This is a genomic window from Bacillus sp. AF62, from assembly GCF_050312695.1.
GTDB lineage: Bacteria > Bacillota > Bacilli > Bacillales > Bacillaceae_G > Bacillus_A > Bacillus_A cereus.
Map to the genome: position 1 here is coordinate 1 of NZ_JBNPJZ010000120.1, position 13,246 is coordinate 13,246.

Below are 13,246 nucleotides of genomic sequence, written 5' to 3' on the forward strand. Positions count from 1 at the left end.
GGAGAATTACACTTTTTCACACGTACAGGATTAGCATTGCATTTTGCACTACAAAAATTAGAGACATCCAAATGTAAAGGCTGTAAACAATTTGCCTTTCAAGAATGCACGACACTTTCTTAACAATCTGCAGAAATAAGATTAGACATTAATCGTTCTCATGTAGGAATAAACATATAAATAACGGTGTATGGTTGTAATTGTCCATTCACAACCATACATATTTGTCTAAAAACAAAGACAAATATGTGCTAGTACAATATTTAAAATTCTCTTATATTTAAATCAATAAGATTACATCCTGTCTGTATAGATTTTTACCAACACTTCGTAAGCCCTGGTTAACAATCAGGGTCTTTTTTTATTATTTACTATGGCATTTCCTCTCTTAAAAAGTTTACATGTTTCCACTCCTCTTTATAAGAACTATTTATAGCTTCTATGTAACTGATTTTTTACAAATTCTCACAAATCTGGTTTCCTCCTCAATCTTACGAAGGATGCTCACTTAATGATAGTGAAATATGAATTTCAGTTTAGTATAGTCAAAAATTACATCTTAAAGCTGGGTTCAATTTCATATTCATTTCACTATTGTAAAAAATGGTTCTTCTTTAAAAAATTGGAGGAATTGCAAGTAATCTTCTAAATTTGGACATACTGATACTATTACTCTATAAAAGGGATGGGATTAGTATGAAAAAGGACAATTTGTTTAAATGGAAGCATTACCAACCAGATATCATTCTACTAACTGTACGTTGGTGCCTACGGTACAATCTAAGTTTTCGAGATTTGGTGGAAATCATGGAAGAAAGAGGATTACCCTTAGCTCATGCAATGATTATGCGCTGGGTCCATCAATACGGACCAGAACTGGATAAACGTATCCGACAGCATCTTAAAAAAATGATTCATGGCGAGTGGATGAAACGTATATTAAAGTAAAAGGGCAATGGATGTACTTATATCGTGCGATTGATTCCGAAGGAAACACGATTGATTTTTATTTAAGTCGTAAACGAGATGCGAAGGCTGCCAAGCGTTTTCTAAAGAAAGCCTTGGCTTCTTGTCATACCACAAAGCCTCGTTCGATAACTGCTGATGGAGATAAGGCCTATCCTGTTGCGATACGTGAACGAAAGGAAGAAAAATGTATACCACTTCGTGTGAAAAAATATTTAAACAATATCATTGAGCAAGATCATCGATTTATCAAAAAACGGATTCGGAATATGCTGAGATTGAAATCCTTGCAAACAGCTACAAAAATGATCGCTGGAATAGAAGCTATGCATATAATCAAAAAAGGACAAACCTTCCAAGGGGAGAAGTCTGTCCAAAAGCAAATGTATCTTATCAATGAAATCTTTGGTTTAACAGCATAAATTTCAATTCCATTAGGAATCGTTTGTTCATTTTTCATAAACCCACTATTTTTGCACCAGAGCCTTTTACTGAGGTAGAAGGCAATCGTATTTTCCTCAGAATCAACCGCACGGTATAAATACATCCATTGCCCTTTTACTTTAATATACGTTTCATCCACTCGCCATGAATCATTTTTTTAAGATGCTGTCGGATACGTTTATCCAGTTCTGGTCCGTATTGATGGACCCAGCGCATAATCATTGCATGAGCTAAGGATAATCCTCTTTCTTCCATGATTTCCACCAAATCTCGAAAACTTAGATTGTACCGTAGGCATCAACGTACAGTTAGTAGAATGATATCTGGTTGGTAATGCTTCCATTTAAACAAATTGTCCTTTTTCATACTGATCCCATCCCTTTTATAGAGTAATAGTATCAGTATGTCCAAATTTAGAAGATTACTTGCAATTCCTCCAATTTTTTGCACTAGAACCTTTGATTTGAATTCCAATATAGTGTTTATTAGTCTTGTCATAAAAAAATAATCTTGTTCTATCATGTGTTTTACATATTTAAGTTGTCTCCTCCTTAAAAAAGTTGATTTAGAAGAAATTCGCAAAATCAAATACCTCTATACGATTATGATACCTTAACACACTATATAGCTATCTGATTATGACTTTTCTATGTATGATTCCTAAAATCTTATCTTTCTCTGCCCTCTGTTTGGTTCGCTTGAAACTCCATTTTTAAAGCAATACTATCTCCTTGGAACATATTTTGATCTTTTCCATTGTCTTCAAATATAAACTTCATCCAAAACCAATCCATTTTCCCAGGTTGTAATCCTCGTGATTCCGTCCACTTGGATGCAAATACTTTCTTTGAAACGATTTCTGATCCTTGTTCTTTTAGTTCTGCAAGGGTTGTTTCATAAGCAGGGCTCTTTGCTGGGTCCCAATCCAAAAGGAATTGTACTTTTATATGCTTACCAAAATCATCTGCCTGATTATTTTTCAGAGCATCGTTTACCGTATAATCTATTTTCATCACAACATCTTGAATATCTAACGTACCACTATTTTTCAAGTTGAATTTTTTTAATATTTTATCTCCTGGTTTCAACTGGTTTAAATCCAATGAAGTAGTAGGTTGCATAGCTAAATCTAATGTACCCGCAGTAAATGTGTTATTCGTTACAACTTGATCACTAAAATAGGCATATGTTCCCCCACCGATGAAAGATAAACCTAGAGCGGCAGAAATCACTCCTACCCCTAATTTCTTTTTGAATGACATATTTTGTTCCTCCTAATCTATTTCTAATCTATTTCTAATCTATTTAAGAACCCCTTGATATAGATATAGCATGAATAGAGAGAAGTTTATATTAAAATCAAAACATGACATATTGAGAAAATTTCATAGCCATCTAGCTTTCCGAAATACATTATGCGGTGCAGCCAATTAAAGCAGCTAATGTAAAATTTGATAACCCTTTCATCATCTTTTCCACACCTTTCATTTTTAGTAACTACTCAGCCACCTTTTGGTGTCTTTTTTTAATTTTACTGGTTTCATATGCCTCCCATTTGTAAATACTGAGTATATCAAACAGGGGGGTGAATGAGATGATCAATCGAAAAATCATTTTAGATGCATATAAAAAAGGACCTGAAGCTGTTATTCCTTTATTTGAAGAAACATTTTCTAAGTTAGAAAAACGGATTCAAGAACTAGAACATGCTTCAAAAAAAACTCTACAAATAGTCATAAACCACCTTCTACAGATGGTTTGCGTAAACCTATTACAAAAAGTTTGCGCAAATCATTCCAGCGTTCAACCCGTGGCCAGTTGGGCCACAAAGGGCATACGCTTCATTTGACCACAACTCCGGACCATACAATTACCTATTCTCCTACGCATTGTACTTGTTGTCACACGTCCTTACACCACGAACCTGTAACAGGATACCGCATTCGCCAAGTATATGATTTACCACCTATCCAAATAGAAGTGGCGAAACATAAAGTGGCACAAAAAGAATGCCCACATAGCCACTCTATCCAAGCATCACAATTTCCTTCTACTGTCTCTCATCCTGTTCAATATGGTCCAAATAAAAAGAGACTGATTCCCTATTTAACGCATTATCGGTGTCTTTCTTTGAAACGAACGAAAGAATTCTTTCAAGATTGTTTTGAGCATTCGATTAGTGAAGGAACGTTAGTCAATCATACACACGGTTTTTCGGCTCAATTGCAGCCCTTTCTTCAAGAAGTAAAAGACAAGAGCCTTCAGTCTTCTGTTGTCCATTTTGATGAAATTGGTATGCGAGTAGAAAATAAAACACAATGGTTACATACTGCTAGTACACCGGAGGTGACCTTGCAACATATTCATCAAAAGCGCGGAAAAGAAGCAATGGATGCGGGCGGAATTTTACCCTCTTTTTCTGGAATTACGATGCATGATGGTTGGAAATCTTATGATGCGTATACAGATTGTCGACATGTGTTATGCAATGCCCATCTCTTACGAGATTTGCAAGGAATTATAGATAATACGGGGCAAAAATGGGCGCAGCAGATGAAGAAATTTCTAACGCAAGCTTTAACGCTGAAAAAACAATAAAAAGGAAGTTTGCCAAAGGGAAAGCAGCAGAATCTATTTACTGTCTATCAAGCCATACTGAAAGAACAACCAGTCTTTTCTGCAGAATTAAAAAAGAAAGGAAAGCAGACGCCTGCTCAAAATTTATGGAATCGCTTCGTCAAATATGCTGATAGAATCCTAGCATTCTTGGAACATCTAGACATTCCATTTGATAATAATCAAGCGGAAAGGGATATTCGAATGACGAAAGTCAAACAGAAAGTGTCTGGAACTTTCCGAAGTAAGAAAGGCGCAGAATCTTTTTGTCAGATAAGAATCTTTATGAGTACCATGAAAAAACAAAAACAATCTGTCTTACAAGCAATAGGTCAGGTTATAGTAACCGGAACGGTTCCTTGGAATCGCACAACTTAATAAGAGAAATTTTCTGTTTAATCTAGATTTTTTCTCTTATTGGAGTCTTTTCTTTTACATGCTTTCGAATGAAAAACATGTATTTGGTATGCCCTTTTTCCTAATTAAGCTGAGTAGTTACCATTTTTAATTGTAGAATACAGATATGTAAAATATTCTCATAAGTTTTCCCCACGTTGTCTATTATAATGAAGGCGTTATCATTTTGGTATGATTTTTTATGCAGGAATGTAGGAAACCTATTGAAAAAATAAAAGGTTTCCTATTTCTTAGTCAGGGGAATTCCATTCATAGCAAAATGATTAAAAGTAGAGCTGTATTCGACTAATTTATAAAAATGATTCTATAAATTCGTTCTGTTGCAAAGTTTTCTAAGCGAAATTAAAATGTAAGAAAAATGATTTGAGGAGCTTGACGGTTGAGATATTTTAAAGGAAAACAGTTCAAGAAAGATATTATTTTGGTAGTTGCCCTGTACTATTGTCGTTTTTCTTTAGGTTATCGTGATATTTCTGGAATCTTAAATGAACGTGACATATCCGTTCATCCCACAACACTCATGTGTTTGGTCCATGAATATGGAACTCTGATTTATCAAATCTGGAAAAAGGTACGCTCTGTTTGGCATTTAGATGCGACTTACATCAAAGTGAAAGGGGAGTGGTGTTATCTATATCGTGCAATTGATGAAGGTGGACATACTTTAGATATTCAACTTCGTAAAACACGGGATTATCAAGCAGTCTATATGTTTATGAAGGGAATCGTCAAAGCCTTTGGAGAACCAACGGTTCTTACTACAGACAAGGGTCCAGCCTTACTTTGTGCGTTCGAAAAATTGCTGAACAATTGTTTTTACAAGCATACGAAGCATTGTACCCTAAAACATCTCATTAACCGCATTGAACAAGATTATCGGCATGTGAAACGTCGATTTACTCAACCTTCTGGATTCCAAAAGCATTCGTCATACTTCTCGTACTATAAAAGGGATTTGAAACAACTCAGGCTATATATAAACAAAGACGGGTTCTTGCATCAAAGTCTGTCTTTTCGGCATACAAGGAATTACAACAATTATTTAAAACGACATAAATTTTACATATTAAATTAGGTTTGTTTTGTCTATTTAAAAACTTTGCAACAGAACCCAGACACGCCTTTGTTAAATTAAAGATAATTTTGGAAAACCGATTACCGATTCTGTACTTCAAAATTCTTTCTTGATTAGCAAAAGAAGAGCGTACAAAAATCAAAATACGCCAAAGAGAAGGAATCGATTAAGCAAAAAAAAAGGAAAACATCTTGTTAGACCAAAAGCAAAAATTACACCTGCATTTATCACTACATATGATATTTAGAAAACTGGGGCGATTACAGCAGTGAAAGCAATGGAGAAAGCGAATGTATCAAAAACTATGTTTTATCAACTGGTTCAAAAATATGAAATGAAGCTCAAGTAGCAAAATCAGCGATAGATGAGAAGAAACATCGAGTTTGTACTGGGTATAGACATTCTATCAGGTTATCTCGAATGTAGAGAGTAACTTTCTCAATACCAATGTATATTATTTCTTGTAAAATAAAAGATGCTAACATTTATGCTCGCTTTTTATAGCTTTCTCCTAAACACCGCAGGCCCTTACTTGTGGTGTTTATTTTCATATTATTTAAGATACTAAAATTTTTACTAGTGCGACTGCAATTCTCTTCCTAATTTATCTCCTTATTTGAAGCCCTTTCTCTTCACCATACACATAATAAAACGTTCTTCTTTTTATAAACTGATAAAAGAATATGAACACAAGAGCAAACGAAACATACAGCTGAAACTGAATAGAATGATATGTGAAAAAGAGGTAATCGAGTTTCTTCTTAACTAGATATGGATTGCAATGGGCGCTTTCGCCCATACCTCATATTCCAAATCAGCTCTTAAGAAATTTGACGAAGATACGCGTCAAGGAAATCCCGTTGACATATCAAGCTTGCTATTGCATACAAGACACTCTTTTTAAACAAACGTTTCATTCATCATTATTTACGCAAAATCAGAAAAGGATTCGCTATAAATAGCGAATTCTCTTCTGGTACTATTATTATTGATAACATAATTGGTCCAGTTTTGCATTTATTATTAAGAGGGTATTCTAGTGCCGCGCTATGTAAGATATATGTTCAATTATAATTTTTTAAAGGAGATACCCCAAAAATTAAACAATAGCTTCTAGATGAATTTCAAAACATATGATTATATTACGCGATTGGTAGCACAGTTGATGAATCATAAGGAAAACATATGTCCTCTAGCTAGCTAAATCTATAATGAATGACAGATAGTTGCATAATTATTTCTAAGAACCTGTTTAAAATCTTTTTAATAAAATCGCTACACCTGCCAATAAGCAACTCTGTCTGCTATTTTCAAGTGTTCGTTCACAGTTCTTCCACAGTCTGCGATAATTTTCCAACCAAGCAAAAGTTCGTTCCACAATCCAGCGTTTAGGTAACACGACAAACTTGTGAAGTTCAGATCGTTTGATGATTTCAACCGAACAATTAATCGTTTCTTTGATGGATTCTGCAAAGGATGGCCCCGTATATCCGCCATCACAAAGTATATTTGTTACTTTTCCCAGTGTTTTCTTATGCCTTTCGCACATTTGGATCGCACCTTCTCGATCAGTTATATTCGCAGTCGTTATTTCAATCGCATGAATAAGACCGTTCGTATCTACAGCGATATGCCTTTTGATTCCTGACACTTTCTTTCCAGCATCATAGCCTTTTTCACCAGCTATCCATGTGTTTTTCACGCTTTGGGCATCTACGATGCAGAAACTTGTCTGATTCTTACGTCCATCTTGCTCACGATAGGTTTCAACCAATTTTTTTATGAACTTCTTCAAGAAGACTTATGCCCTTCTCGTCTACTTTCCGCCAAATCTGATAGTAGAAATAGACTGTTTGCCAGTTTGGAAAATCACTTGGTAAGTTACGCCATTGGCATCCTGTGGTAAGCATGTATAGCACACCGCAAAATATCTCGTACAAATCAACTGTGCGTGGACGCGTCCGTTTTCTTGCGTTTTCCAAATCTTCTCGAATAAGTTCAAACTGTTCACGTGAAACGTTACTTGTATAATTATGTATCATAGAAAATATCCTTTTTTGTACAGATTATACCATAGATTCTAAACAGGTTCTTAGTTCAATTAGGTAGTAGGCTTCACACAGTTACAGGTACTGTACTTAGCCCGGAGGGCTTAAATAAACGATTTAATGAAAAATCAGTTCTATTCTTAAAACATATCTTTTCTTTGTTATTACAACAAAAAATATGTGAACAAACTCATGTTTTTAACCAACTGTTTCTTCATTTTAAACGCATTCGCATCATGGATGCCACCCTGTTTCAGGTACCTAATACATTGCATATATATCCTGGTTCAAGTGGTTGTGCGCAAACAGCTGAGGTTAAAATTCAATTAGAATACGATTTACACAGTGGGTAATTTCTTAATTTTCAAGTGGGTTCTGGAAAAAATAATGATAAAACATTCAGAACAGCATGTTGAGTTACCTTACGATCAGACGATTTATGTATTCGTGATTTAGGGTATTCTTCATTAGAAGATTTAGATCAAATGGATTAACGTGGTACGTATTATATTTCGAGGTTAAAGTTAAATACGAATGTATATGTAAAAAATTAAAATCCGGAATATTTTAAAAATGGTTTCATTAAAAAACACTCAGAATACATGCAGGTCAATGTCATACAGATTTTAAATCGACTTAAACCTGGAGGAACGATAGCATATCAACAAGTTTACATTGGCGATAAACAGCAATTATTCTCACGTCTTATTTTTCATCTTTTAACAACGGCACAATTACAAAAACGCCTAAAGAAAATTGCAAAAAAGAAAAGTCAAAATACAGAACCTATTCAGAGAAAAGTAAATTAGTCGCGAGATTAAATGTATATGTGACAAATGCACCTTGGGAGTGGGTTCTGATGGAACAAGTACATGAATTATATACATTACGCTGGCAGATAAAAATTTTTAAAAAACGTGGAAATCATTATTTGGTATAGATTATTGTCGCACTGTCAAACAAGAAAGAATAGAGTGCCACTTATACGGAAAACTAATCTCTATTTTTTTATATTCTACTAATATGTTTAAAATACGTTAACTTTTATTACAGAAGAGGCAAAAAGAATTAAGTAAATATAAAGCAATTGGAATGATTCAAGACGATCTATTTCTCCTCTATCAATCCATACAAAATACCCAAGAAATAACAAAGTTTTTAATCCGCCTGTTTCACCTTCTGCAACAAAACAGACGGAAATCTCATCGCTATGAGAAAAAAACGGTCTTTGATATCATTGGTGTTATCTATGAGTATAGTGAATGCAGTAAGCAACAGAAAGCTACATAAGAAAAAAATGAAACCCGTTAGGGTCATAGCCATCAGGTTAAGAAAAGTAGGTATGTTTTTTAATGTTTTCTCCCATCCTTTTAAGAATTAATTGAAAAGAATAGGATTTTTCATGACAAAAATAGAGCTCTCTATTATAGAAGATCTACAATTACTTACAATTGAATTACAACGACATTTTCTGCATCTTATCTAGAAGACCTTGCACGAGAAACGAGATTTACTCAAAGAAAACGAAAATAGAAAGTACAAGATTTTATCTCTTTATGTGTTTTTTTGAATCCAAAATTAGTATAACCCCTTTGATAAAACCATGTTGTATGTTATAAGAAACCATGAATCTTTGTATCACAACAGAAGCGTTAAACCAACGGTTTTCAATATTCTTGGTTTAAAATAAGAATATCAATATGAGACTACATTTTTTTAGAAAATATATGTAAGTCTTATTTAAGTATGGTCAAAAATACAAAAATTCAAATCCGAAGATAAAAAAGAAAAACCTATTTTGAACACGAAATAGTCAATTCTTCTTTAACTTGATGGCTATGCCAGTTAAGGTTTATTTGGCGTACTTAAATTGAATAACTGGCTCTCTTGTGGGGAAGCTTACGTTTAAATGAACAAAAAAGTTAGTATTGTGTATACCCTTAAGTTGATGAGCATGTATGGTGCCCCCTAACTAGGTAGAAAGTATGTTGGAGAATATTTTAATACATACTATGTATACTTTCTATATGAAAAAATATCAAATAAGGAGATATAGAAGCCTAATGACCCTACCAAAACTTAGCGGTATAGGAAAAAGTATCCGAATCACTTTTATAGTGTTTTTAGGAGGAGCTCTTATTGGAATCGCTTATTGGAACCTTTCGCCAGTTCCAAAAGCACTTTTGATTAGAAAGGCTTTTGAAGGAGGAACGTTCGTTCCATCGATTCATTACGAACATGCTTTAAATGCAACAAAAATTGTGAAAGATATCAACTACAATTCTAACTTTCCAAATGGAACTTTAGATATTATTTATCCCAAAAATAAGATGAAGCAACGACCTGTTATTTTTTGGATGCATGGGGGTGGCTTTGTTGGGGGCGATAAAGCTGATGTTACAGGTTACGCGGTAGAATTAGCTGCTCATGGTTATCCCGTTGTAAACATCAACTATGCCCTTGCCCCTAAAAATACATATCCCACGCCAGTAATTCAATTGGGAGAAGCTTATAAATATCTAAAAAATAATACTCAGAGATACCAGATAAATTTGGATCAAGTGTATTTCGCTGGAGATTCTGCGGGTGCACAGATTTCCGGACAATTTATTATGATCCAGACATCGGCCAGGTATGCGAAATTAGCGAAAATTCAGGCTATCGTTCCATCTTCTACTATAAAAGGTTCATTATTATTTTGCGGCCCCTATCATATGCCTGCATTAGCCAAAATGGAAGCGACTAAAAAAATACAAGATTTTTTGCGTACCACTGGTTGGGCTTATGTAGGTAAAAAAAATTGGGAGTCATCATCAGAAATACAAATAGCTTCCATTTTAAATCATGTGACAGAAAATTACCCACCAACTTTTATTACAGATGGAAATACGGGATCATTTGAAAATCAAGGAAAAGAACTTGCAGCTGCTTTGCGAAGAAAAGGCGTTTTTGTAGATAGCCTTTTCTTTGACAAAAACAGATATGGAAACTTAGCACATGAATTTCAATTTAAAATGAATACCCAAGCCGGACTCGATACATTTAACAGAGTTTTAGCATTTTTAGAAAAGAACAGCATGTAAAAAACGTCTTTTTCAGGATATTCAACTGTCTAACTCTTTGGCTTTTATCATAAAAATTGTACCCTACCATTAAAGAATCTTACACCATGTAAAATAAGTGATAGAATATATAAAATACTTTCTGTACGGTTCTGGTGCAAAAAAGGAACCGTTTTGAAAAGGGTTTCTCAAACTGGGCTATACTGGTACGACTACTTAAAAAAGGTGTGTGACCAGTATGGAAAAAGAAAATATATTCAAATGGACGCATTACCAGTCAGATATTATTTTGCTAACAGTACGTTGGTACCTACGGTACAACTTAAGCCTTCGTGATTTAGTAGAAATGATGGAAGAACGAGGATTCTCCTTAGCCCATACAACCATTATGCGCTGGGTTCATCCATATGGACCAAAATGCAATGAGCGGATTCGAACACATTTGAAATTAACCAATACTTCTTGGAGAGTGGATGAAACATACATCAAAATCAAAGGAGAAAAGATGTACTTATATCGCGCAATCGATTTTTATTTAAGTCGTAAACGAGATGCGAAGGCCGCCAAGTGTTTTCTAAAGAAAGCCTTGGCTTCTTGTCATGCCACAAAACCGCGTTCGATAACGGCTGATGGAGATAAGGCCTATCCTCTTGCGATACGTGAACGAAAGGAAGAAAAATGTATACCGTATGGTATACCACTTCGTGTAAAAAAATATGTAAACAATATCATTGAGCAAGATCATCGATTTATCAAAAAACGGATTTGGAATATGCTTGGGTTGAAATCCTTGCGAACGGCTACAAAAATGATCGCTGAAATAGAAGTTATGTATATGATCAAAAAAGGACAAACTCTCCAAGGGGAGAACTCTGTCCAAAGGCAGATATATCTTATCAATGAAATCTTTGGTTTAACAGCATAAAGTTCCATTCCGCTAGGAATCTTTCGTTCTTTTTTATATTTTTATTATTTTTGCACTAAAACCAATTGATGCGGTAAATTTACACCTTCATTATATCATCTGCATATGCTAAGAACCCCTATTCATCCACAACCTTCTTTATTGATAAATAATTGTATGTATTAAAAAAACAATTTAAAATCTAGCAATCCCACCATCAAAATAGCTAGTATATTCAAGAAGAATCCGTTCAACTAGGTATCTAACTTCCCTTATTCTTATTTACTTATCTATTATTCTCACAATGAATCGCTCATATAATGCTGACAATAAAATATAATTGTGAAACTTTATCAATATTTGTCGATGTGAATAAGTGATAAAATATAGTTAGACATGAATCCCTTTCTAGTCGTTACATAGTGAAGTAGCTTACCCACAAAGAAGAGACGCTTTCGTTATGATTGCGTTTTTTCTTTTTTCTACAAAAAAAGCGAATCTTTTTATTTTACGACACTCATAAAGCAACAAAATATGTACTCTTTATTTGATATTCTAAGCTGGTTGATTCTTTGAATAGCTAAATAAGGGGGATTTTTTATGTTTAAACGCATTTCCATACTTGGCATCATTGGGGCATTGTCTATTTATTTGACTGGATGTACATCAAATACTACCATTATGTCTACCTCACCTTATCCAATAGATACTCCTTACAAGAACGAAGATTTAACAAAGGCTTTCCCTGTCGGAATGCCAATAGACAATTACATAAGTAAAAAAATATATTGCCTGTGCAACATATTTCCAGTATCCCACTTGCAAATGGCGATATTGGTAGAGTATTACAAGAAAAGGATGGATTTGTTATAATTTGTGGAAATGAAAAAGAAATATTTGATGTGAAAACATTTAAAATGTGGGAAGATGTGCAGATTTATGAAAACAGCATACAAAAACATGTATAAAATAAATTTCAACATTAAAATTTTTCCAGTATTTGGACATTCGAATCCGAAAATCATTTCTTTTTAAATAAAAATATGTTACAACTCTTATACTTACCTATCTCAACGACTAGTGTGGAAAGCTAGTCGTACCACTGGACCTTTAGCTCAGTGGGTCAGAGCAGACGGCTCATAACCGTCCGGTCATAGGTTCGAGTCCTATAAGGTCCATAAAATTCTTTATATTAATGAGCTCAAAATATATGTTATAATAAATTAGTAGACATACAATCTATGTGCTATTAAAAGTAAAATGGTTGCTACAAAAGCACCTTTAAGTTGAAGGTGCTTTCTTTTATAATAAATACACATTATTTACATAGTTTTAGTTGATTATAAGACAACAGATTTTCTATCTATTCTTTTCATAAACACTATGCTATCATTTAGATACTCCTTTCAGTAAGAATCTAACAAAAATGTCAAGATACACAAATACCCTCATTCAACATCTAGAAATGAGGGTTGCTTTTTTCAGACACATTTGTTATAATGATGATACAAACAAATTATAGTGAATTATATTTATGCATAAAAGAAGAGATGCTATCAACATCTCTCCTAAGTAACCGCTACCGCAAGGTGGATGGTTGCTAAAAAATTATTTTTTCTAGAACCGCCTGGCTTCCTATGAACTGGACCCAAAAAGTTGGACACATATTTAAGCAGCTAATAAGGATTGAACTCTGTATTGTACAGGGGGCAAT

At 34.1% G+C, this 13,246-nt stretch carries 5 protein-coding genes, 1 tRNA gene and 5 pseudogenes; 8 read left to right on the forward strand and 3 right to left on the reverse strand.

Annotated features, from left to right (window positions below):
* The first annotated feature begins 696 nt into the window (after positions 1-696).
* Positions 697-1,388: pseudogene (locus tag ACQRBL_RS28615) on the forward strand (IS6 family transposase).
* Positions 1,389-1,453: 65 nt separating this feature from the next.
* On the opposite strand, the pseudogene ACQRBL_RS28620 reads toward ACQRBL_RS28615, so the two are convergent.
* Positions 1,454-1,776: pseudogene (locus ACQRBL_RS28620) on the reverse strand (IS6 family transposase); the annotation flags it as partial.
* A gap of 302 nt (positions 1,777-2,078) precedes the next feature.
* Positions 2,079-2,672, reverse strand: coding sequence for a TasA family protein (locus tag ACQRBL_RS28625; RefSeq protein ID WP_023523873.1), 594 nt, complete (start codon positions 2,670-2,672; stop codon positions 2,079-2,081).
* 332 nt (positions 2,673-3,004) lie between these two features.
* Between ACQRBL_RS28625 and tnpC the strand changes: the two are divergent.
* Both tnpC and ACQRBL_RS28635 read left to right on the forward strand, forming a co-directional pair.
* Positions 3,005-4,404, forward strand: a pseudogene (gene tnpC, locus ACQRBL_RS28630) (IS66 family transposase).
* Between the two features lie 418 nt (positions 4,405-4,822).
* Positions 4,823-5,499, forward strand: a pseudogene (locus ACQRBL_RS28635) (IS6 family transposase).
* A 1,271-nt stretch (positions 5,500-6,770) separates the two neighbouring features.
* On the opposite strand, the gene ACQRBL_RS28640 reads toward ACQRBL_RS28635, so the two are convergent.
* Positions 6,771-7,560, reverse strand: a protein-coding gene (locus ACQRBL_RS28640) for an IS5 family transposase (protein ID WP_099046439.1) whose coding sequence is annotated in 2 segments (ribosomal slippage) — positions 6,771-7,301 and positions 7,303-7,560 — 789 coding nt in all. Because the reading frame shifts where the segments join, the coding sequence is not laid out codon by codon here.
* 50 nt (positions 7,561-7,610) lie between these two features.
* Between ACQRBL_RS28640 and ACQRBL_RS28645 the strand changes: the two are divergent.
* From ACQRBL_RS28645 to ACQRBL_RS28665, 5 genes and pseudogenes are all read left to right on the forward strand, one after another.
* Positions 7,611-8,856: pseudogene (locus ACQRBL_RS28645) on the forward strand (IS4 family transposase); the annotation flags it as partial.
* A 773-nt stretch (positions 8,857-9,629) separates the two neighbouring features.
* On the forward strand, positions 9,630-10,649 hold the full coding sequence (locus tag ACQRBL_RS28650; RefSeq protein WP_023523878.1) for an alpha/beta hydrolase: 1,020 nt from the start codon (positions 9,630-9,632) through the stop codon (positions 10,647-10,649).
* Positions 10,650-10,866: 217 nt separating this feature from the next.
* Positions 10,867-11,553: an IS6 family transposase gene (locus tag ACQRBL_RS28655; RefSeq protein WP_411996772.1), complete on the forward strand. Its 687-nt coding sequence runs from the start codon at positions 10,867-10,869 to the stop codon at positions 11,551-11,553.
* 579 nt (positions 11,554-12,132) lie between these two features.
* Positions 12,133-12,405, forward strand: coding sequence for a hypothetical protein (locus ACQRBL_RS28660; protein ID WP_411996773.1), 273 nt, complete (start codon positions 12,133-12,135; stop codon positions 12,403-12,405).
* A 231-nt stretch (positions 12,406-12,636) separates the two neighbouring features.
* A tRNA-Ile gene (locus ACQRBL_RS28665) sits at positions 12,637-12,710 on the forward strand.
* Positions 12,711-13,246: the final 536 nt, after the last annotated feature.